The organism is Flavobacterium aurantiibacter, assembly GCF_002251775.1.
Classification (GTDB): domain Bacteria; phylum Bacteroidota; class Bacteroidia; order Flavobacteriales; family Flavobacteriaceae; genus Flavobacterium; species Flavobacterium aurantiibacter.
Genome location: NZ_NOXX01000187.1, coordinates 16,880 through 40,294 on the forward strand (window position 1 = coordinate 16,880; position 23,415 = coordinate 40,294).

Genomic DNA, 23,415 nt, shown 5'->3' on the forward strand with positions numbered 1-23,415 from the left:
TAGTCCTCGTTCGTCGTTCCTCCTCACTGCGGGCTGCCGCTGCAATCAGTCGCGCGGGGGAAGTGCACAGAAAATGAGTGCGGTGATAAATTATATAAAATGCAAAATATGTTGAACGTGCGATCAATTTAAAAGTCACATCAGTACATAAAAAAGCTGGTTTCAGGATACTGCGTTCGTTGTATCCTAATCTTTAATTTTCTAAAACTTGTGCGTTTTTACAAGTTTTAGAAAATATAGCGCCTTCCTTTATAATTTTCTACAATTTGCTGATTTTTACAAGTTTTAGAAAATTCACAACAATAGACCTCCGCCCCCTCAAAGTCTCCCAACTTTGAGGAGCGCGGCTTTCCGACTATTTAAATTTTGCAATTTGGAATAACTACCCAAAAAATAACCTCGCCTAAATCATCTTAAACGAGGCAGATTGTTGGAATTGTCTTGATAATTATTTTTGGGGAGGGCGTGCCGCAGCTACTTATATCAGCGGTAGTTTTTCATTTACGTTGGGCGTTTAAACTCAAGTTTATCGCCCGTCCAGTGTGTTATGTTTCCCGAAGCATCGAATAAACTAAATGCAACTTCAAATTTGTCTCCATCTTGAAAATCAAAAGCACCAGCACACATTCCGTGTCCGACTGAAATTAGTTGGTCAACCGCTTGTAAATAGAAAGTTGTTTCCTTTCCGGTCGATTTATTTTTAACCGTTGTTTTAATTAAAAACTCTGAGTTGTCTGTAGCTGCAAAAGTAAAATTGGCAAAAGTTGCTGGCCCACAACCATACATATCATAACTACTGGATGTAAATTCGGGTTTACTTGTCCAGTTTGGCGATACTGTGTCAATGAAGTTTGAAGCTGTCCATTTGATTTTTTCCTTCTGTTTCGTTGAGTCGTTATATCTAGTAACTTGACTTTCTAAGTCACCTAAATTCTCAATTACCAATTCATATTCTTTCCCAACGGCAAGAATTTTCTCGGGTTTTAAAACTGCCTGTGTCAAATTGTATTGGCCAACCAATAACTCTTGAACATTTAGTTTTATTTTCTCATCAGCCGATTTCAAATACACTTTGTAAGTTGTTCCAAGTCCGATAATGATTTTTTGACTTGTAGCATAGCCGTCAATTACGAATATAGAATTTGAACTCACTGTTTGTTTGCTCGGCCAAAAATAAAGTCTGCTTGAGGCACATTTTGAAAATCCGTCAACTGTTGTTAGTACTAGGATTATTACTGGAATTATCTTTTTCATATTGGAATATCTACATATTCGATTGTTCGTTAAAATGCCGCATAGCGTTTTTGCTAATTTACTATGCGCGGGATTGGGGACTACATCGCTTTAGATAAAACAGATATACCAATTTTGAACGATGATTCAAATACGCTACAATGCCCGCTTTTAGCAAAACTCCTGTTATGCGCATTTATTGTTTTCATTTTGTCTTTATTGGTAATCCTTGTTTCTCCATATCTTTTCTAACATGGCTTCTCGGATACCCATATTAGCCAAAAAGCATTTCTAAGATGAGTTTTTCGACTAATTCCTATTTTATCAAATTTTTAATATTATTCCGCTTCGCAACCAGACCTCCCCTTTCTCCCCATCCAAAAACACCACTAAACTATTCAATAACAACACCTTGCGTCAAAAAATTCATTTGCGTTTTTGTAAAGTAAACTCAGGTACTTCTTCCGCCTTGTGTACTACTTATTAAATTTGTATCTGACTAATTTACGGGATTCGATCCTCCTAAAACTACCTACATATAGGTATTTTTTTCCACTAAACGTTAGTAACGTATTTCGTAGCCCCGATAGCAGCGGCAGCCCGAAGAAAAATACGCTTGTTTGAACCGCAACTGTGGTGGCGCCCATAGAAGCCCGCCGCAGTGCGCGTGAAAACAGCGCATTTTTTGAGGACTAGAGCGTATAGCGGGATGAGCTACTAAAAAAATAAAACTTTTACTTGGATAATTCGCTGAGTATAAAACGCTCGACCTCAGCCGTTTTCCAGTTTGTTTTGATGCCCGGTAATGCCAAGACTTTTTCCATAATGGCGTTTTGAAAATCGCCCATTTCGAGTGCTTGCTTATACGGCTCGGTGCTAAACGTAACGCGCGAATACAGCGGCACCCACAAATCGGGATGCAAATCGGAAAACCAACGCTCGATCTCTTTTTGCAACAAGAAATTCTCGTCGGCAGTTTTAGAACTCATTTCCATAAAATTGCGATACGATAACTCGGCAATTGCATCGGCATTGGGTTTACGACTGTTTTCGTAGGCACGGAAAATCGCGTTCCAATCATCGCCGTGCGCGTCCATGAGCTCGAACAAAACAGAGATGTCTTCGAAACCGGCATTCATACCGTGTCCGTAAAAGGGCACAATAGCGTGGCAGGCGTCGCCAATAAGCGCAACTTTGTTTTGGTACGTCCACGGAAAACACTTCATGGTTACCAAATAGCTGGTCGGATTTTTAAAGAAATCTTCCACCAAGTCGGGAATTACCTGCTCGGTATCGGGAAAATGCTTTGCAAAGAAAGCCTCCAACAAGGCTTTATCGGTGAGCGAGGCAAAGGAGAAATCGCCTTCGTGCGGCATAAACAAGGTACAAGTGAAGCTGCCGTCGAGATTGGCCAGAGCCATAAGCATGAAATTGCCGCGCGGCCAAATGTGCAACGAATGCGGATCGAGTTGATGCGAACCGTCTGGATTTGCCGGAATATGCAACTCCTTATAACCAATATTTAGAAACTCCTGCGAGTAGTTAAACATACTTTGCCGCTGCATTTTGTGGCGCACGCGCGAAAAAGCACCGTCGGAACCAAAAACCAAATCGTGCTGGTGCGACGTCCATTCGCCGCGCTCCGATTCACCAGTCTGAATACTTGCTTGAGCCAAATCGATGTCCCAAACTTTTTGCTCGAACTTAAAATTTACGCCTGCAGCTTCGGCCAAATCGATCATCTTCCGATTCAAAATACCGCGCGACAACGAATATATCGTTTGCCCTTCTTTGCCATAGGGCTGAAAAACAACCGACGAGTCGAGCTTGTGAATGGCACGTTTGTCGACAGGAATTCCTATTTTCTTGATTTCTTCGGTGATTCCAGCGCCAGCAACAGCTCGCCAACCGCGGTCGGACATGACCAAGTTTATCGACCGACCCGAAAAATTTACGTTGCGAATATCCTGACTGCGATCGTAAACCGTAACGCGATGTCCGGCTCGCTGCAAGTATAACGACAGTAAAGAGCCAACCAATCCGCTGCCAACTACTGCAATATCTAAAGGCTTTTGCATTAAAATGAAATGAAATTCAAAGGTAACTATATAGAATCTTTCCCGATAATTTTCTGCGTACAAATATCGTGAAAAAAGCTACTTTTGTTTAATGTTTTTATATTTTCGTTAAACAAAATAACAACATGCATAAGAAGCCTTTTCTACCGGAGAAAATCTGCGTTACCTGTCAGAAGCCTTTCAGTTGGCGCAAGAAGTGGGAAAAAAACTGGGAAAATGTAAAATATTGCAGTGAGCGCTGCAGCAGAAATAAGACAAAAAATGGCTAATTTACTTTGGTTTAGAAACGATTTACGGACCTTCGATCACAGCGGTTTAACAGCAGCTTTGGCAAACGGCAAACCCACATTTGCCCTGTACATCATCGACGATGCTTGGCTTGAAAAAGACGCGTATGGTTTGCAATCTTTGGGTAAATATCGAGCTAAATTCCTGCTTGAAACACTGGCTGATTTACGAAATCAGTTAGCGGATTTTGGAATTGCTTTAGAGGTTTTTCGCGGTTCGAGCGTTGCCGTTTTAGACGAATTTATCGAAGCAAACAGCATTTCACAACTGTTTTATCAGGAAGAATGGACGCGAGACGAACGACTTGTATCAACGCAAATTGCCAAAAATCAGCCGAAAGTTCAACATCACACGTTTTACGATCAGTTTTTGTTTCATCCCAAAGACATTCCGTTTAAATCGTATCGCGAAATTCCCGAGGTTTTTACCGCTTTCCGAAAAGTAGTTGAAGTGTGTTCGAGCGTTCGCAAGACGGTTGCTGCTCCTAAAAAAGGGGCTCGAATTTCGAATTTCGCTACCTCAATTCCGAGTGTGACCGATTTAGGATTCGATACATTTGAAACCGACCCGCGTTCGGCATTTCCGTTCTCCGGCGGAAGCAGCTGCGGTATCGCACGATTACAGCATTATTTCGAAGGCACGCAAGCGCTTTCCAGCTACAAGCAAACTCGCAACGGCTTGGTAGGTTTAGATTACAGCAGCAAATTTTCGGCGTGGTTGGCAAATGGCTCTTTGTCTGCGCGGTATATTTATTGGGAAATCAAGAAATACGAGCAAAAATTCGGCGCCAACGAAGACACGTACTGGCTGATTTTCGAACTCATTTGGCGCGACTATTTCAAGTACATCAGCTTAAAACACGGTTCGAATATTTTCCACATTGGCGGCATCACAAATAGGAATTACAGCTGGAAAGACGATGAAAAAACCTTCAATCGGTGGATTTCCAGCAAAACAAACGACGATTTTGTGGACGCAAACATGCGCGAACTCGCAGCAACCGGTTGGATGAGTAATCGCGGTCGACAAAACGTAGCGAGTTTTCTGGCTAAAAACATCGAATTCAATTGGTTGTTGGGTGCCAAATATTTTGAAATGCAGCTGGTTGATTACGATGTACACTCCAACTACGGCAATTGGATGTACACGAGCGGCGTTGGAAACGATCCGCGTGATCGAAAATTTAATACGCAGCGACAAGCCGATATGTACGACGCGCAATACGAATTCAGAAATTTATGGCGGAGATAAAATCACATTATCGCGAAATCCGACTCATTCTCGGGGATCAACTCAACAGCAATCACAGTTGGTTTAAAGAAGTTTCTACAGACGTCTTGTACGTACTGGCCGAGCTTAAGCAGGAGAGTACTTACGTGAAACATCACATTCAAAAAATATGCGCCTTTTTTGCGGGAATGCGCGCATTTGCTGCACAGTTGGAAGCGCAAGGACAACACGTTTTGTATGTGAAAATAAACGATCTGCGTTCCGAGAACTCGTTTGCTAACTTGTTGGTAGAGCTTGCTCGGGAAAAATCGGCAGAAATAATTCGGTACCAACTTCCCGACGAATACCGTTTGGATGCTGAACTTGCAGAATTACATCAACAGTCGTCATTCAAAATTATCGCCGACGATACCGAGCACTTTCTTACTAGTAGAACCGATTTTAAAAACTTTTTCGCGGGCAAGAAGCAGTTTTTAATGGAACGTTTTTATAGGAACATGCGCGAAAAGCATCGATTTTTAATGGACGGAAGCGCGCCAGAAGGCGGAAAATGGAATTTCGATCACGACAATCGGAAAAAGTACAAAAATGAAGTTCCGATTCCGAAACCGCAGAATTTCGCAAACGATGTGACGGCTATTTACGAAGAAATTCAGCAAGCGCAATTGCCGCACTTTGGAACAATCGATGCTTCAAAACTGATTTGGCCGATTACGCGAAGCCAAGCTCTGGGTGTTCTAAAGCACTTTTGCGAAGCACTACTCCCCTATTTTGGTACTTATGAAGATGCGATGCACGGCGATGATCCGTTTTTGTTTCACTCGCGACTCTCCTTTGCGATGAATGCCAAATTGTTGAGTCCGACAGAAGTTATCGAGGCATCGATTAGCGCCTATCGTTCGAATGACAAAATAAGCATTGCCCAAATAGAAGGCTTTGTCAGACAAATTGCGGGCTGGCGCGAATATGTACGCGGCTTGTACTGGAAAGAAATGCCGAATTACGCGCAGCTCAACCATCTTGAAAATCAAAATCCGCTGCCGGAATTTTACTGGACGGGCAACACGAAAATGAATTGCCTTCGAAAATCGATTTCCCAAAGCTTGTCGCTTGCATACGCCCACCACATCCAGCGATTAATGGTTATTGGAAATTTTTCGTTGCTAACACAGTTGCATCCCGACGCGGTCGACGCCTGGTATTTGGGCATTTACATCGACGCCATCGAATGGGTAGAATTACCAAACACCCGCGGCATGTCGCAATGGGCCGACGGCGGAATAATCGCCACCAAACCTTACGTTTCTTCGGGCAGTTACATCAATAAAATGTCGGATTATTGCGGCAAGTGCGCGTACAATGTAAAAGAACGCGTGGGCGAAAATGCGTGTCCGTTTAACGCCTTGTATTGGAATTTCCTCGATGAAAAACAAGCATTTTTCAAAGACAATCAACGCATGAGCATGATGTTGGCTTTGTTAAAGAAAATTCCCGCGGCAGAACTAGCCGAGATAAAATTGCGTGCTGCAGCTGTAATAGCAAATCCGGACAGATTTTAGAGGAGATTCAAAGATTTCAAGATTCAAAGATTTCAAGATTTCGAGATTCAAAGATTGGCCTTCAACAAGCTCAGGCTCCGACGAATTGTGGGTTAGGGAGGTAAAATGAAACGTTTAGTAGTGAATTCATCGATTCCGATAGCTATCGGAACTAGCTTCTATCCCGATAACTATCGGGACTAGCTTCTCAAAAAAAATCTTCGGCCTTCGACAGGCTCAGGCACCGACGATAGTGGGTTCGGGAGGGAAAATGATACATTAAGTGAACGCCGTGATCTCGATAGCTCTCGGAATTAGTTTCAGAGTAACGATTTTTTGGGGGTGCCGGCGCTTCTCCGATCGTGCACGGCTTCGCCAAACGGTCGCTGAGCTTATCGAAGCGCCGTCGCGCTATCCGCTTTATCTTTTTGGCGGTCGTTTTGTGGAAATTCTGTAACGCCAAAAAGGATATCGCTGCTATCGCTCACCCGAAAGTATTAACGAAATATTTAATCATTTTCAATACAAGTTGCGCTAAAAACAATCGTTGATGAAAACTCAAAAAAAGGATGCATGGGAGAACAAATCAATAATAATCTGCTGTTTAGACTTTCCAATTCAAGTGTTGCAATAACTAAAAACAAAATTGATATTTTACAAAAGGAGATTTAATTCTTAGTATTGCTTAAGATTTGAGCTATTTCAAATGCATTTTTTGTACCTATTCGGTATTTTTTTTTCTGATGTTTCAAACTCTATACCTTTACCACTCTTGGTATTATATATTATTCCTTCAGCAAAAAATCGAATACCAACACCGTAATGCCATGTTATATAGGTTTCTTTGATTGTATCAGCTTGAATACTTGACAGAGTAATTTCCTTTCTAATTAAACCGACACCGAATTTAACAATCACCGATTTTTCTGTAATGGTAATCGACATTTTATATGTCAGGATAACCAAAATTAAAAGAGACAAAAATGCCAATAGCGTTACAAATAAAGGTGCGGGTTTAGAACCAAGATTAAAAATTTCGGTCACTAGCAATAGCACTCCAATCAAAACTGACGGAATAATAGACAACAAGAAATACTGCGTTTCTTTAAAAATTATTTTCGAATCCATAAAGGCATATTGGATTTTAATTACGCCCGTTGATGCGCGATTCATCGCGCCTATTATTATAAAATTATGATGCGCGATGACTTGCGCATCTACCGGTTTGGTTTCAAAACCAAACGCGTGCTGTGATCAACGATTTGTTTTTTGTTTAACAACATCGGTCGGAATTTCCCGTGGATGAACAAATCGTATTGATCGTCGTAATGTTTGCTAAACGGATTACCCGATTGCCCGGTTGGTAAAATACCCATGGCGTTTTCAATTTCGGAAAAATCGATCACCCGACGCGTAGACGGACCCGCTTTTACCTGATACGGCAAGGTGGTTCCGTACGCAAACAACATACTGTTTACAACTTCATTTCCACCTGAAATTCCCGCTCCACCCACGTTAAACAGCTTTCGCAATATTTGAACTTTTCCGATCGGATGTTCTACTTCCAACGTATGAACGTCGTTCCAAGCCGTGCCCACCGGAATGCCCGCGACTGCTTTTTGAAATGCCGCAGCAACAATAAATGCACGCGATTCCACACGTGGCGTCTTGCGGTTGTCCCACCAAACCGAATTCGGATTCGCTAACAGCGGAGCGAAACTCTGCTTGAATGCATGTGTAGGTATTAGCTGTTCAAAACGCTCGCTACCTAACTCGTCTCGAAACGTGTACTCAAAAACATAACTCAACCACAAGGTGTAAATTCCAGCAGCTTTTGAATCGGAACGATACGCCCCATCCCAAGATTTCAACGAATCGTATGCGCTTTTTTCTGCGGAATTTAATTTCTGGTAATCAATCAGCGAAACCATTTGCTGTGCGCAGAATTTACTCACTGGCGAAACATCGTCGAACGTCATCTTGCGCACGTCTTCAGCCGTCCATTTCTGTTTCGACTTTAAAAGATCGGTAATTCGCGATTGACGGTCGTGTGGCAAATAATACCCAGGAATGGCATAATTCCCAACGGGTTTAGGCGCGTAATTTGCCGACGCGATAAATCCAGAAGACGGATTCACCTCACTCGGATTTTCTGTAAACGGTATCGGAATCGTTAAGGTATCGGTTGGACTCGTTCCGTCTAAAATGAAATTCGGATTAACCGATTCGTGTAGTTTGTACAAAGCTGCCGAGGCTGTCCAAGCAATAGTATCGCTGGCACTGCCGTACATCACGTTTAAACCTGGTGCGTGAATGTTTTCTTTACCCAAATTGAACTGCCTATAGCTTTTCGCGTGCGACATATCATACAAGGCAGTCAGCAACTTATTTGGCCGCTGCAAATATACCCAACGCATGGCAACCGGCGTTTCTTTAGTCAGATTTTGCACCGTTTCATTCACAATTGGGCCAAGCTTGGTTGCTTTGAAATCGAGTTTCACTTTCGTAGAATCCTTCACAACTATTTCATACGACTTTACGGTCTTCACATCAGCCGATTTAACGGTAAAGAAGTCGATATCATCGTTTTCAAACATCGTTAATCCGTAGGCCATCTGGCGATTGAAACCCAATAATGGAAACGGAATTCCCGGCAAATAATGCCCGTAAATTTCGTACTCGGCTGTGTGCAAATGCGTCTCGTACCACGTTCCGGGTTGCGAAAAACTTATATGCGGATCGTTTTCAAAAATTACTTTCCCAGAAACGGTTTTCTCTGGAGCAATAATAAAGCTGTTACTTCCAATAAATGGACCCACGGGCATGGCTTCTAAAACCTCGTTAATTTGCTGCGAAATTTCAGAGAAATCCGATTTAAGTGTTGATAAACGCTCGTTGGAAAGCTGATTCCACTTCCCATCCAAACCAAAATCTTTCAGATAGGCAGAACCCAAATCTTTTCGAATGCTGGTCATCAGCGGATCTGTGCGTTGCGCCATTGCAAAACTAAAAGACATGTATCCAAAAATGTTATAGACATCAACCATATCAAAAGGCCGCGGATCGATACCTAAAATGGAAAACTCTATCGGTAAGGTTTCGTTGGCCAAATAGTGATTTACGCCTTGTAAATACGCTTGAGTTAATTGGTATTCGGCTGCGTTAACATCAAGCGATTTCACGACTTCTTCGCTGTTGGCGTTCAATCCGATGGATAGAAAAAACTGATCGGCTTTCAAAGCTGGTGCACCAAATATGGCTGCTAATTCTCCCTTTCCGATTCTTCGTAATAATTCCATTTGCCACAGGCGCTCCTTGGCATGCAAAAAGCCGAGTGCGTACAGGGCATCTTTTTCGCTCGATGCGTACACATGAGGTACTGCATACGTATCGTAATACACTGTTGTTTCCTTTTCTAAACCGGGCAGTTCGGCAGTTCCCGAATACGAGGGTTTAAAATGTAAGTAAATGCCAAGTGCGGCCATGAGAACCAGCACCACAATTGCTCCGAGGAAATACAACAGTTTTTTCATTTTTACTGGAATTTAATGGGTTCGCCAACGGCTTTTCCGTTCGCTTTCGCAAGAAGACCGCACAGATTAAACAACATGCGTGCACCAACGTTTCCATCCCAATCGTCGTCGCCTGGCGCTACTTCAACCAAATCGAAACCAATTAGTTCGCGTCCAGAATTTACGACTTCTGTCAGTAAATACGCCGCTTGCTCAAAAGAGAATCCGCCTGGAACTGGTGTTCCTGTATTCGGACAGTACCACGGATACATGCCATCGATATCGAAACTTATAACCACGCGCTGCGGAAGTTCTGCAATAATTTGGTCGCATTGCTCTCGCCAAGTCAATCCCGCGAAAGCGGCTTCTTTCATATCGGTATTGGTGAAAACCACTACTTGATGCTTGCGAGCTACGCTAACTTCTTGTTCGCAAAAATCGCGAATTCCGACTTGCACGAGTTTTTCGACTTCCGGAAGTTGTACGGTGTTGTACATAATCGAAGCATGACTGTAGCTAAAGCCTTCGTAGGCAATGCGCAAATCCATGTGTGCATCGAGGTGCAGAATTCCGAAACTACCAAATTTCGCAGCCAAAGCTTTGTAATAGCCGTACGGCGTGGCGTGATCTCCTCCTAAAAAACCAACCAATTTATTCTGACCTAACCAATGAGCGCAGCGGTTTTCAACTTCTTGATTAAACTGTTCAGAAGCTCGATTCACGGCGGCTAAATCCGATTCTAATTCGGGGAAATCCGCTAAATTTTTTCCCGATTCCAAAGCCTCGATTACGTTTTGCGCTAATTGTTTGGCTTGATCCGAATCCGACTTCCATTTAGCTGCATTTTCACTGTCGTAGTGTATGCCTAGTTTCCACAAATCTGGAAATTTTTGATGGTGTAAATCGACCTGATAGGAGGCTTCCAAAACGGCTTCAGGTCCGTCGGATGCACCACTCCCGTAACTTACGGTTGCTTCCCAAGGAGCGGGAACAACAACGATTTCGCTCTGATCGGCCGAAAACGGAAGTCCGAATAATTGTCCTTGTGCGGCTCCGGGTTGTGATGGATCGAATGTGGCTAAAATTTGTTCTTTTGTCATGCTTTTTTAATTGATTTCTTGTATTCCCGCCGTTAAAATTTCTCCGAATCGAAACATATCTTCGTAGCTGCAATACAGCGGAACGGGTGCTAAACGGATTACGTTCGGCTCACGCCAGTCGGTGATAACTCCGTTTTTCATTAAATAATCGAATAATTTTCGACCTTGCCCGTGCAGAAAAACTGATAGTTGCGAGGCGCGTGCTGCGGGAGTTATGATTTCGAAATTTCCGTTTGTTTTTTGGGCAACGTCGTTTAGGATAAATTCGAGATATGCCGTAATCTGATCGCGTTTGGCAACGAGCGCTGGCATTCCTACTTCTGCGAAAAGCTCTACCGACGCGAGATAAGGAGCTAGTGATAAGATGGGTAAATTACTTACCTGCCAACCGTCGGCACCATGAACTGGATCGAACTCGGGTTCCATTTTAAACCGACGTTCTTTGTTATGTCCCCACCAACCGGCTAAGCGCGGTAAATTACTTTTGTGATGGCGTTCGTGAACAAAGCAGCCCGATGCATTCCCAGGCCCGGAATTCATGTATTTATACGAACACCATGCGGCAAAATCAACATTCCAGTCGTGTAGTTGCATTTCGATATTTCCGGCCGCGTGCGCCAAATCCCAGCCCACAACAATTCCGCGTTCTTGCGCGTATTTGGTTATGGCTTGCATATCAAATACTTGTCCTGTGTAGTAGTTTACGCCGCCCATAAGTAGTAAGGCGGTGTCGTTGGCATGTGCATCGATGGTGGCAAAAATATCTTCGATGCGCAGCTGGTGTTCGTTTTCGCGCTTTTTAACTTCAACGAGTGCTTGGCTGGTCGTGAATCCGTGGAATTGAATTTGCGATTGAATCATGTACTGATCGGAAGGAAACGCCTTCTCTTCACAAATAATTTTATAGCGCGTTGCATTTGGTCGGTAAAAACTCGCCATGAGCAAATGTAAATTCACGGTGAGCGTATTCATTACCGTTATTTCCGACGGCTTTGCTCCAACGATTTTCGAGAGTGGCTCGGCAAAACGTTCGTGATAATCCCACCACGGTTTTTCGGCGTAAAAATGACCTTCAACGGCCAGATTTGCCCAGTCGTTCATCACATCGTTAACAAATTTCTGTGCCGATTTTGGCTGTAATCCCAACGAATTTCCCGTAAAATAAACGACATTTTTACCGTTGTGCTGCGGAAAGATAAACTGCTGACGATACGGTGCTAATGCATCTTGAGCATCGAGTTTTTGTGCGAATTCGAGCGTATTTTCAAATACCATAATTTTCGATTGAAGTGGCGTAAAAATAGTGATAAGCACGATTTTGAACTGAAATCTGCGCAAGAATTTCAAAAAACTATTTTATTACAATCGATTTTTGAAAATCGCACAAAATTTCAGTGAAATCCAAAATCGGTAAAGCAAAAAAAAATCGAGACAAAACTGCCTCGATTTTTAAATATTATTGTGCCGAATTCTTAAAGAATCAACATCGCATCGCCGTACGAGAAGAATTTGTATTGTTCTTTTACAGCTTCTTCGTATGCTTTTTTCATTAAATCGTGACCACAAAAGGCCGAAATCATCATCAGTAATGTCGATTTTGGCGTGTGGAAATTAGTTACCATACAATCGGCGATAGAGAAATCGTACGGAGGAAAAATGAACTTGTTTGTCCAGCCGTCGTACGGATTTAACGTTCTTGCCGAAGAAACCGAACTTTCGATGGCACGCATAGAGGTGGTTCCGATGGCGCACACTTTCTTGCGATTTGCTTTAGCGCGATTTACTATGTCGCAGGCTTCTTGCGTGATGCGCAATTCTTCCGAATCCATTTTGTGTTTCGAAAGGTCTTCCACTTCAACCGGATTGAATGTTCCTAGACCAACGTGTAAAGTCACCTCAGCAAAGTCGATTCCTTTAATTTCCAAACGCTTCAATAAGTGTTTAGAAAAGTGTAAGCCAGCAGTTGGCGCCGCTACAGCACCTTCTTCTTTAGCATAAATGGTTTGGTACCAATCGGCGTCTTCAGGTTGCACGTCGCGGTTAATGTATTTTGGAATCGGTGTTTCGCCCAATTCTTTCAGTTTCGCACGGAACTCTTCGTAAGAACCGTCGTATAAAAAGCGTAAGGTTCTGCCGCGCGATGTTGTGTTATCGATAACCTCAGCTACTAACGAATCGTCGTCGCCGAAGTACAATTTATTACCGATACGTATTTTACGCGCCGGATCAACCAGAACGTCCCATAAACGTTGTTCGGAGTTAAGTTCTCTCAGCAAGAAAACTTCGATACGAGCACCTGTTTTTTCCTTGTTTCCGTATAAACGTGCAGGAAAAACTTTGGTGTTATTAATAATCATCACATCGCCTTCATCGAAATACTCGATAATGTCTTTAAACATTCTATGTTCGATGGTTTTTGTGGCGCGATTTACGACCATAAGGCGCGATTCGTCGCGATTTTCAGCAGGAAATTCCGCCAAAAGTTCTTTTGGAAGATTAAAATTAAAGTGAGATAGTTTCATTTATTTGATTTAGTGCTTCTTGCAAAGCTGTTTTCAAAGCGGCTGCAAATATACTATCGCGAAATAGGCGTTGTCAAGTAAAAGACGGCTTATTTTGAAAATCTTAGCATTTGTGGTACTTCGCGAGCTGGGCAAAAACAAAGTAAAGCGAATTGTTATGGTTTTTTGGGTGGTCCGGCGGCATACGTACGGAGGAAGTACTTAGCCGCCGTCAGGCCATTCGCTGCAAGTTGCTTCGTTTTTGCGGCCGTTACGCTCGTGGCCGCAGCTTCTGCGGTCGCTTTGCCACTTCGGTTCCGGTGCGCAAAAACCGTTCGCAAGCTTTCCGCTGCTGTCCTTACCACGAAAATCGTTCCCGAAAAGCGTTATAGTTTTTATGCCTGTAATCGAAGATTTTGAACGACATTTTTAATAATTAAAATTCTGATTTACAATTTAATACACGGGGTAATATTGCAATATTACGTTTGAATTTTCACAAAGCCAATATCGAAGATTACGTACTCGAAATTTCAAAGTATCAAATTTTTGGAAACGATTTCCGGGTGAGCGGGCGCAATGACATCCTTTTTGCCCTACGGAATTTCCAAGATGGTTTAGGCAAAAAGATATAATGGAGCACGCGACGGCGCCAAAAAAGTAGTTTTTAAACGATTTGTGAAAGTGGGAACGATTTGTTGAAAACGACACAAACAGCGCCGGCACCCCCAAAAAAAATCAAACAATTGTGGTGGAAAAACCTACTTTCTCCAGTTCTTCCCAAAAGTCTGGGAACGATTTGCTAACCACTTCTGGATTGCTGATTTGCAGTTCGCTACGTGTTGCGATAGGTGCAAAAGCCATGGCCATTCGGTGATCTTGATACGTTTCGATGGGCGCAGTTGGCCGAACGAATTGGCTTGCGGGAAAGGTTAACGAGTCGGATGTTAGTGATACGGCAACTCCGCACTTTTGTAACTCGGTTTGCAGCGCGGCGAGTCGGTTTGTTTCTTTAATGGCTAGCGTTTTTAAGCCAGTAAGTTTACAACAACAACCAAGCGCTGCGGCGGTAACAGCAATGGTTTGCGCAATATCCGGCTGATTTTCGAGATTGAAATCGATGATAGCATCAGCTTTGCGCACTTTTCGAATCAAAATGCCCGTTGCTGTTTGGGTTGTTTCAACACCGAAATGGTGGTAGTACTGTACCGTGTGCGCGTCGCCTTGTTTGGAGTTTTGCTGCAACTGTGCGAGATTCAATTCAAATCCGATTTCAGCCAAGGCAACGATGCTGTAAAAGTAAGATGCGGCCGACCAATCGGCTTCCACGACATACGTTCGCTTAGTTGCCATTGGTGTTTGTAGAACGTTGATTTCGGCCGTAGTTTGCTCGATGGCATACCCAAGATTTCGCAGCAAATCGAGCGTAAGATCGAGGTAACTTTTAGAAACTGCTGTATTCGCCAATTTAATTTGAAACGGCTTTGGTACAACTGCGGCATTGAGCAAAATAGCCGAAATGAACTGAGACGAGACGCTGGCATCGATTTGTACGGAATTGTGCAATGCTGTTGGCGGCAGAATTTCGAGTGGTGGAAATCCGTGTTTTCCGAGGTAGTTTATTCGTGCCCCTAAGTTATTCAAGGCATCGACGAGCGGCCCTATGGGTCGATTTTGCATGCGCTCGGAACCGGTAATGATTCGTTTTTGGGTAGTTGTAACTGCTAAGAATGCGGTAAGAAAACGCATGGCGGTTCCGGCATGACCCACATCGATGTGTTGCGTATTGGTTTCGAGAGCTTGTTGTAAAACCAGCACATCGTCGGCCTTTGGCAATGCTGCAAGAACGAGCTCTGGGTGATGCTGTTGCAGTATCAGTAATCGATTGGCAATAGATTTGGAGCCGGGTAAGTTTAGGGTAACGCCCGACTTCAAATCGTTTGCCTGCAACCGTAGCGTCATTATTTTAATTTCTCGTTAGACTGGTGTCGGTCGTGATCGCGTTTTGTTTTCAACTCCATTTTTTTGGAAAAGGCAGCTTGCAAATCGGTGTTGGTTTGATTGGCGAGACAAAGAACTACGAAGAGGACGTCGGCAAGTTCTTCGCCGAGATCTTTTTGTTTGTCGGATTCTTTTTCGGATTGTTCACCATATCGGCGTGCGATGATTCGGGCTACTTCACCGACTTCTTCGGTAAGTTGTGCCATGTTGGTGAGTTCGTTAAAGTATCTAACGCCGTGGTTTTGAATCCAATCGTCGACAATTTTTTGCAGGTTTGTGATTTCCATTATGATTTCTTTGCAAGAACAATTCGTTGTTTTTCGGCTTCCACCATTTTTGCAAAGATAGCTTTTATTGCCGGGTATGCTTCGGCGGGAAGGATGGGTTGGTTAAAATCGGTTACTGAGGTGATTGTTATCTTTGCGGCGTCAAAGGTAATACTTAGTTTGTACGCAAGAGATTTATCCTCCAAGGAAACCGATACGGGTTCTGGAAGCGCCTCTACTTGATATCCTTCTGGGATTTTTAAGATGTACATGTATTTAAACTGTTTTGGAAAATTGAAATCTATTGGCGATTCTCTGATGTCTTGTTTAAAAGGATTTTCGGATGTTGTATAGAAAAGCAACGGTTTTATTAGTAACTTTCCAGCAACGATATCGCAGATACTGGTTGTTTCAAAGGAAAATGTTTCCACATATGTCTGAGAATCATTTGAAGGCGGTATACTTTTAAATGAATCTATTGTAGCTCCAAAAAGTTCTCTTTCCAATTTTTCTAGATAGGCATCCGACGGGGTATCAGTAGATACGCCAGAATAATTTTTCGCAAAATGTTCTGTTCGTTGTTTACGCATATTTCCTTTTAAGGTTCCATCTGCGTTGAGATCGCCCATAAGTGTAATAGCTTGAACTGAAGTTTTAGTTGGCATGAGATTAACTTCTTCGGTAAAACCCTCTTTAGAGATATACCTTCCAACCCAGTTAAGATCTCTTGCAGGTAACAGATTTGGAATTGGAAAATCGTCGGTTGCATCTATAAGAAGTTCTTCATTACCGATACGCGCGAGACAGATAACACCGTTAAATGCATCTCGACTCGGAAACAATGGAATTCCATTGGATCTTGTGCTAATCAAAACAGGATCGGCTTTTATACCAATATGTTGCAACATATTTATTAAAAGTAGATTTACTTCCGCAAAGTTTCCAGACTTTTTTTTGTAGGCTGATTTTATGCCGTCGTTGGTGTAAATTCCGTAGAAGTTGTTCCAAACTACTTTTGACTTTAGAAATTTAATCGTGGCTAGTAATCGGTCTTTTTCAGAGGTATAATTCTTCAAAACCTCATCTAAATCTGTTTCATAAAAATTCCTTGCCGCTATTTGTTCGCTAAAATCTGCACTGTAAATTGCTTGAGCTACCGACTGCCAATCAGTTGCGTAATTAGTGACAAGACCATTTATTTGCTTTATTGAAGCCAGCTCTGTATTGATTGCTGAACGATAATTATTTGGATTTGCGACAAATGGCTCGTCTGGTAGAGCAGGAACATCAAAAAGCTCGTAAGAGAATACATTCTCCTTGAATGTCCATGACGATTGATTTTCGCTTCGCGATTTAAGCGAATTTAAGTATTTAGGAGAGTAGTTGCCTCTTGTAGAAAAGCGGTAGAGAAAGTACTCTGGTATTGTTGCGTGAAATTTGGCGGCCTGAACTGGAATTTCTTCTTGAAATAAAAATTCAGGGAGTGTCGCAAATCTTGGAGAATGGATAATGAGTTCAATTTCTAAAATGCAACCTTCTTTTACGTTTGGGAAAACGAAGGTTTTCAAAGACCAATAATCGTTGATTTTCGTAATAAAAATCCCTTCATCTTTAACTTTACTTTTGACAATTTGATCACTATCCAAATTATACGTAAAAGCACTAACTAACTCAATGCTTTCTTGAGAGCCTGAACCCGTAAAAAATGGTATTTTTATTGTACCGTATTCATACCCTTCTTTTTTGTATATCTTAATTTTCTCCTTAATTCTGGTATCAATTTTAAAGTTTCCTTGTTGTGTAATTGGAAAAAAACTTGACGAGCTTTTAAAATAATATGCCGCCACAGCGGAAGTATCAGATTGGAAGACTTTTTCAAGTAGTTCGGCCTTTGTTACATTCCCTAATTTATAGTCTTGACTGTAACCTAAAAAAGAAAAAAAAGTAAATAAAGAAAAAATAGCTGCTTTCATTTAATGGACTTTTAAAATGATTTTGTTTTGATCGGCTCGGCTGACTTGCTCTAAAAACTTGCGATACTTTTCGTAAGCAGAAGAGGGAAACTTTCCACTTTTAAGTGCGAGCTTTCTAGTTACAACGCACGTCTTATTATCTCTCTTTTCGAAGCTTAGTGTATACGTTCCAAAATCTGAATCTATTTGATAGTTTTCGGGAACAACATCTATGTTTTGATTATCGGACAAAAGCAATTTTACTTCTGTTCTTTGAATTTTAGGCTCGTCAACTACTAGTCTAGAACTACGATTTCTTAGTCGTTTTGGAATGTAAGTCAGCGGCATTAAAGCTAGTGGTTGAATTGTTTTGTACTCTCCCATCGTTTCGATAAATTGTTCTGCAGACAAATCAACTTCTTCTGTAAACTTTGGCTGAAGCGTATCCAGTTTAAATTTGACACTTTGCAGTTGAAGATTGTTTATCATGGAGAACATTTCCTTGTAGTGTGCATCACGCTTCTTTGCATCATACTTTGCCTTCAAGTATGAATTATCAAAATGAACGCCTTGATTTTCAATCTTTATTTGGGCTTTCATTCCACCATCAGTAGCCATCTGAATAGTCGCCGAAAAGTCCTGCACATTCTGCTCCGCGGTAAAAATTTTGGTATGAACAATCTCTCCTCCTTGTTCATCTTTGATAACAAGTGCGTCGCGATCAGCTGTAAAAGTACCCGCAAAGCCGAAGGGTAAATCTTGACTAGTGCACTCCACCCAGATATAATCGTTGTTTTCTGGAATCGCCAAAATAGCGTGATTTCCTTGCAACGACACAAAATTCTTATCAATATTACGTTTATCATAGTCTCCATAAATCACCGTAAAGTAAGACGGTACACCTGCCGCTTTGAGTAAAGCACGCGTATAATTTGTCAGCGCCTTACAGTCGCCGTATGATAGCCTATCGACATCGGAAGCTAACATGGGTTTAAAACCTCCAATACCCACTTGAACGCTGATGTAACGCACTTTTTCTTTAACAAAATTGTAAACTATCGCAGCTTTCTCTCTAGTCGACTTTGCATTTTGTGTTAAAGATTGAATTTTAGCTTTTGTAGCTTCTGGCAGTTCGTCGGTTCCTTTCAACAAGGTTTGATAATACCATTTTCCCCAACTATTCCAATCGGTTGCAGCTCCCGAAACTCCTTCTAAAGAAAACTTATCTAACGAAAATCGAACAAAGGGAACTCGGTCGATAAACGGCTCGCCCAAATACTCATAAGTAACTACTCCTAAGGCTCCACACGTAAGCGATAATTCTTGGTCGGACTCCGACTTATTCAGTAGCTTCTGCGCTAGAGCATTACTCGTATGATTTAATTTAAGCCCAGCCGCCATTCTAAAAGATATTGATGCTTTTTCAATACTTACTTTGTAGCCTTCCAGCGGCATAAATGGAGCGATAAAAGCTGTAGACGATTCTTCCATTACACTTGTGTATCTGCAAGTTACCGGATACGATGTGGGTTTGAAGTCAAGGATTAATTTTCGGGAGTCGCTGTATAAAGTAACTCCATCCACAGCTGCCTCATCCTTAAAGTCTTTTCTCTTGTAAGTTTTCATCAAATTTCCCAAAGCATCGAACACCTGCAGTTCAATGTCCTTTACTTTGGAGTTCTGACTATAAAACTCTCCGATACTCGCATCGTAAATACCCTGCTCATTAAAAATTGTCGTAATTCGCTCGGTGTTCAAAATAATCTTATCAAAAGATTGAACTTCGTACCTTAGGTTATAATCTCGAATAACCGCATCAACACCTCGAACCAAAGTGCTATCAATCTTGGAAACAGCCAAGTCGTGACGCGACTTCTGACCAAAAACGAAACAACTTAAAAAGAGAAAAAGAAAAATTAATCGCACAAAAAAGCCTTTAAAATAAAGGCTAATATAGTTTATTTTTTTAGAAAATTTTAAGATTCTATTTTACTAAATGTTAAAATTTATCTTTTGAATCCAACACGATAGTTACCGGACCATCATTCAACAAACGAACTTTCATATCGGCACCAAAAACGCCCGCTTTCACCGCTACAGTTCCTGTGCTTTCCAACCTAAAAAGAAATTTTTCATATAACGGAATCGCCTGATCAGGCCTTGCAGCTGCTATAAACGACGGTCGGTTTCCTTTTTTTGTGGCCGCGTGTAGGGTAAACTGACTCACAACTAAAATACTACCTTGAACATCTGCCACCGATTTATTCATCAATCCGGCTTCGTCGCTAAAAATTCGCATGTTTGTAATCTTACCGACCAAATACTCGATGTCTTCATCGGTATCGTTGTGCGTAATTCCTAAAAGTACCAACAAACCATCTTGTATTTCCGAATGTAGTTTACCGTTTATGGTTACCGATGCTTCGCTAACCCGTTGTAGAACCGCACGCATTATTGTCTGGTTTTATCGCTATTTATCCGATCAGCTTGGTGCACATCCGCACGATAGCCGTCTTCGTCGCCTTCTAAAATCTGCAAATAACTCTTGTACCGCGACCACGCTATTTCATCGGCATCTAAAGCCGCTTTTACTGCACAACCGGGTTCGTCTTTATGTAAGCAATTATTAAATTTACACTGATCTTTCAACTTGAAAAATTCGGGAAAGTAGTCGCTCAATTCGTTAGGTTCAATCTCCACAACACCAAAACCTTTGATTCCCGGCGTATCAATAATGGTTGCGCCAAAACTCAAATCGTACATTTCAGCAAAAGTGGTGGTATGCTGTCCTTGTTTACTTTGCTCAGACACTTCTTTTGTTCGCAAATTCAAACCCGGTTCAAGCGCGTTTACCAAAGTCGACTTCCCAACACCCGAATGCCCGCTAATCATTACTGTTTTGCCAATCATAAGCTCCTTCAATACATCAGTTCCTTTTCCTGCCAAAGCCGCAATTCGATAACACGGATAACCAATTTCTTGATAAATATGTTGCAAATACAACTGCTCGTCGAGTTCTTCTTCCGACAGCGCATCTATTTTATTAAAAAGCAAAGCAGCACGAATGTCGTAAGCTTCAGCAGTCACCAAAAAACGGTCGATAAACGTTGTCGTTGTCGGCGGATTTCCAATCGTGACCAATAAAAAAACCTGATCGATGTTCGAAGCAATAATGTGAACTTGCTTGGAGAGGTTAACCGACTTCCGAATAATGTAATTACGCCGTGGCGCAATCGCGGTGATTACTCCAAGTCCGTCGGAATCGATTTCCAAAGTCACTTCGTCGCCAACCGCAACCGGATTCGTGCTTTTTATTCCTTTAATTCGGAACTTCCCTTTGATTCGGCATTCTACAAGAGTACCGTCCTCGGTTTTTACCGAATACCAACTGCCGGTCGATTTATATACGCGTCCAATCATCGGCTCAAAATTAACAGAAATGAAAGATGCGTCGATATAAATCAACTAAGTTTTTAGACGGAAAAATGTAAATGTTTACTATTAACCTTCCGACTTTGCGTTTACTTGCTTGCGAATACTCTCTTCGTGAATGGCTTTAAAGAAAATACGAATAAACGAATCGCTTAAATTGTTTTGCTGTCCTTGGCTTTGCATGTGTTCCAAAACCTTCATCCAACGATCGTTTTGCAAAACCGAAATACCGTAATTCTTTTTGAGAATGCCAATTTTTTCGCTAATCGCCATACGCTTACCGAGTAATTCCAGTAAGAGTGCGTCGGTAACGTCGATCTGACTTCGCCACAAGCGAATCGCCTCTAAATACTCGGTATTTGTCGTTTCGGCAACTGCTTTCTTTCGGTTTCGCATAAAAGCTTCCAGAGCGGCGGGCGTTAGTTGTTGTGCAGCATCCGACCAAGCAGCATCTGGATTTGGATGCGATTCAATCATAAAACCATCGTAATGCAAATTCAGCGCAATATCGGTGAGCTCTGCCAAATACTCGCGTTTCCCAGCCATGTGCGACGGATCGCAAATCATCGGAACATCCGGCAATTCTCGACGAAAATCAATTGCAATTTGCCATTCCGGACTGTTGCGATATTTCGATTTCGGATACGTAGAAAAGCCGCGATGAATAACGCCTAAACTTTGAATAGCAGCATTCTGCAAACGCTCGTAACCTCCAATCCATAACGACAAATCGGGATTCACCGGATTTTTCAGCAAAACAATTTTATTGCTTCCTTGTAAAGCATTGGCTAATTCTTGCACGGCAAACGGATTTGCAGTAGTTCGTGCACCAATCCAATACATATCAATGTCGAATTGCTCCGCAGCTTCTACATGTGCCGGCGAAGCTACTTCAATAGCAATTTTTAAACCGGTTTGCTTCTTAACCTCAGCCAACCAAGGCAGGGCTACTTCGCCCACACCCTCAAAACCTCCGGGGCGCGTTCTCGGTTTCCAAACTCCTGCTCTAAAAAAATCAACCGATTGTTGGCGCAATGCCAAGCCGGTTTCCAATACTTGTTCAAAAGTTTCGGCACTACACGGACCCGCGATTAAAAATTGTGCTGCCGATTTGTATGCTTGAAACCAATCTGATTGTGACATGCCGAATAAATTGGATACAAAAGTACTCTAATTACACAAATCGCTAATTCGATGTTAACAAGAGATAAAGAATCGTTTAGAAAGTGGTTACTTTTGCAGGCAAATCTTTTGAGTCATGTCGTTACAAGTAACAGGAATTACAAAGTCGTACGGAACTGAACAAGCGCTTAAAGGCGTGAGTTTTGAAGTTCGTAAAGGAGAAATTGTCGGTTTTTTAGGACCAAACGGCGCTGGAAAATCAACTTTGATGAAAATTCTAACAACTTATGTGCATCCCGATGGCGGCGAGGCCACTTTAAACGGTTTCGACATTAAAACTCAAGTTCAAGATGTGCGTAAATCGGTTGGGTATTTGCCCGAACACAACCCGCTATACACCGATTTATACGTGCGCGAGTTCCTTGAATTTAGTGCCGATGTTTTTCGCGTTCCTAAAAATCGCATTCAAGAAGTTATCGATCTTACCGGTTTGCAAGATGAATCGCACAAGAAAATTTCGCAGCTTTCAAAAGGATACCGCCAACGCGTGGGCTTGGCAAATGCGCTGTTGCACGACCCTGAAGTGCTTATACTAGACGAACCTACCACGGGTCTGGATCCGAATCAGCTGGTCGAAATCCGCAATCTGATTAAGGAAGTTGGCAAGAACAAAACGGTTTTCCTGAGCACGCACATCATGCAAGAGGTTGAATCGATGTGCGACCGAGTTATCATCATCAATAAGGGTAGTATCGTGGCCGACCAAAAACTGCGCGAATTAACTGAAAACGGTGGCACACAAATCATTTTTGTGGAATTCGATTATAAAATCGAGGAAGAAGCCGTTTCGCAAATGCCGCATCTTAAGTCGTACCGCACCTACAACGGTTTCGAATGGGAGCTTACTTTCGAAGCTACAAAAGATATGCGCCCAACGGTCTTCGATTTTGCTCACGATAACGGATTGAAAACGCTGCAATTAGCGCAGCAAAACAAAAATCTGGAAAAGATTTTCCGCGAACTAACTTCGAATCCGAATTCATAATTTTTTGGGCGGCAGTTCCGGCTGTTCGCTGCAAGCTTGCCTACTCAGGTCGGCAAAAACTAAAAACTGCATGAGCTTCCTTTGGTCGCTATGCGGTTTTTGCTTTTGTACGCCCCG

General features: G+C 42.2%; 18 protein-coding genes. 4 read left to right on the top strand and 14 right to left on the bottom strand.

Annotated features, from left to right (window positions below):
* Positions 1-501 precede the first annotated feature (501 nt).
* The gene (locus CHX27_RS06875; protein WP_133063433.1) at positions 502-1,152 is read right to left on the bottom strand and encodes a hypothetical protein; all 651 of its coding nucleotides are present in this window, start codon (positions 1,150-1,152) and stop codon (positions 502-504) included.
* Positions 1,153-1,967: 815 nt separating this feature from the next.
* Positions 1,968-3,311, bottom strand: a complete 1,344-nt coding sequence (locus CHX27_RS06880; RefSeq protein WP_094486027.1) for an FAD-dependent oxidoreductase — start codon at positions 3,309-3,311, stop codon at positions 1,968-1,970.
* A gap of 125 nt (positions 3,312-3,436) precedes the next feature.
* Between CHX27_RS06880 and CHX27_RS06885 the strand changes: the two genes are divergently transcribed.
* Genes CHX27_RS06885 through CHX27_RS06895 form a run of 3 tightly spaced genes read left to right on the top strand, consistent with a single transcriptional unit; the run spans position 3,437 to position 6,388 of the window.
* Positions 3,437-3,580, top strand: a complete 144-nt coding sequence (locus CHX27_RS06885) for a DUF2256 domain-containing protein (RefSeq protein ID WP_094486028.1) — start codon at positions 3,437-3,439, stop codon at positions 3,578-3,580.
* On the top strand, positions 3,573-4,850 hold the full coding sequence (locus CHX27_RS06890; RefSeq protein WP_094486029.1) for a DASH family cryptochrome: 1,278 nt from the start codon (positions 3,573-3,575) through the stop codon (positions 4,848-4,850). Before CHX27_RS06885 ends, CHX27_RS06890 begins: the two co-directional genes overlap by 8 nt.
* Positions 4,838-6,388, top strand: a complete 1,551-nt coding sequence (locus CHX27_RS06895; RefSeq protein ID WP_094486030.1) for a cryptochrome/photolyase family protein — start codon at positions 4,838-4,840, stop codon at positions 6,386-6,388. The genes CHX27_RS06890 and CHX27_RS06895 overlap by 13 nt, the downstream gene beginning before the upstream one ends.
* A gap of 681 nt (positions 6,389-7,069) precedes the next feature.
* Here CHX27_RS06895 and CHX27_RS06905 read toward each other — a convergent pair.
* The 12 genes from CHX27_RS06905 to CHX27_RS06965 form a co-directional block, all read right to left on the bottom strand.
* A complete protein-coding gene (locus CHX27_RS06905) occupies positions 7,070-7,540 on the bottom strand; it encodes a hypothetical protein (RefSeq protein ID WP_094486032.1) in 471 nt (156 codons plus the stop codon).
* Positions 7,541-7,584: 44 nt separating this feature from the next.
* Complete coding sequence (locus CHX27_RS06910) at positions 7,585-9,900, bottom strand: penicillin acylase family protein (RefSeq protein ID WP_094486033.1); 2,316 nt, start codon at positions 9,898-9,900, stop codon at positions 7,585-7,587.
* Positions 9,901-9,902: 2 nt separating this feature from the next.
* Complete coding sequence (locus tag CHX27_RS06915) at positions 9,903-10,979, bottom strand: agmatinase family protein (protein WP_094486034.1); 1,077 nt, start codon at positions 10,977-10,979, stop codon at positions 9,903-9,905.
* A gap of 6 nt (positions 10,980-10,985) precedes the next feature.
* Complete coding sequence (gene kynU / locus CHX27_RS06920; RefSeq protein WP_094486035.1) at positions 10,986-12,254, bottom strand: kynureninase; 1,269 nt, start codon at positions 12,252-12,254, stop codon at positions 10,986-10,988.
* 197 nt (positions 12,255-12,451) lie between these two features.
* A complete protein-coding gene (gene queA, locus CHX27_RS06925; protein WP_094486036.1) occupies positions 12,452-13,501 on the bottom strand; it encodes a tRNA preQ1(34) S-adenosylmethionine ribosyltransferase-isomerase QueA in 1,050 nt (349 codons plus the stop codon).
* A gap of 717 nt (positions 13,502-14,218) precedes the next feature.
* On the bottom strand, positions 14,219-15,442 hold the full coding sequence (locus CHX27_RS06935; RefSeq protein WP_094486038.1) for a 3-phosphoshikimate 1-carboxyvinyltransferase: 1,224 nt from the start codon (positions 15,440-15,442) through the stop codon (positions 14,219-14,221).
* On the bottom strand, positions 15,442-15,768 hold the full coding sequence (locus CHX27_RS06940) for a nucleotide pyrophosphohydrolase (protein WP_094486039.1): 327 nt from the start codon (positions 15,766-15,768) through the stop codon (positions 15,442-15,444). The genes CHX27_RS06935 and CHX27_RS06940 overlap by 1 nt, the downstream gene beginning before the upstream one ends.
* Positions 15,768-17,720 (bottom strand): DUF3857 domain-containing protein, encoded by a 1,953-nt coding sequence (locus CHX27_RS06945; RefSeq protein ID WP_094486040.1) that lies wholly within the window; start codon positions 17,718-17,720, stop codon positions 15,768-15,770. Before CHX27_RS06945 ends, CHX27_RS06940 begins: the two co-directional genes overlap by 1 nt.
* Positions 17,721-19,625, bottom strand: a complete 1,905-nt coding sequence (locus CHX27_RS06950; RefSeq protein WP_108721078.1) for a DUF3857 domain-containing protein — start codon at positions 19,623-19,625, stop codon at positions 17,721-17,723.
* A 73-nt stretch (positions 19,626-19,698) separates the two neighbouring features.
* Positions 19,699-20,151, bottom strand: a complete 453-nt coding sequence (gene dtd / locus CHX27_RS06955; RefSeq protein WP_094486042.1) for a D-aminoacyl-tRNA deacylase — start codon at positions 20,149-20,151, stop codon at positions 19,699-19,701.
* Positions 20,151-21,119: a ribosome small subunit-dependent GTPase A gene (rsgA, locus tag CHX27_RS06960; protein ID WP_094486045.1), complete on the bottom strand. Its 969-nt coding sequence runs from the start codon at positions 21,117-21,119 to the stop codon at positions 20,151-20,153. Before rsgA ends, dtd begins: the two co-directional genes overlap by 1 nt.
* An 81-nt stretch (positions 21,120-21,200) precedes the next feature.
* Positions 21,201-22,274, bottom strand: a complete 1,074-nt coding sequence (locus CHX27_RS06965; RefSeq protein ID WP_094486043.1) for a chorismate mutase — start codon at positions 22,272-22,274, stop codon at positions 21,201-21,203.
* Between the two features lie 115 nt (positions 22,275-22,389).
* Between CHX27_RS06965 and gldA the strand changes: the two genes are divergently transcribed.
* Positions 22,390-23,298, top strand: a complete 909-nt coding sequence (gldA, locus tag CHX27_RS06970) for a gliding motility-associated ABC transporter ATP-binding subunit GldA (RefSeq protein ID WP_094486044.1) — start codon at positions 22,390-22,392, stop codon at positions 23,296-23,298.
* Positions 23,299-23,415: the final 117 nt, after the last annotated feature.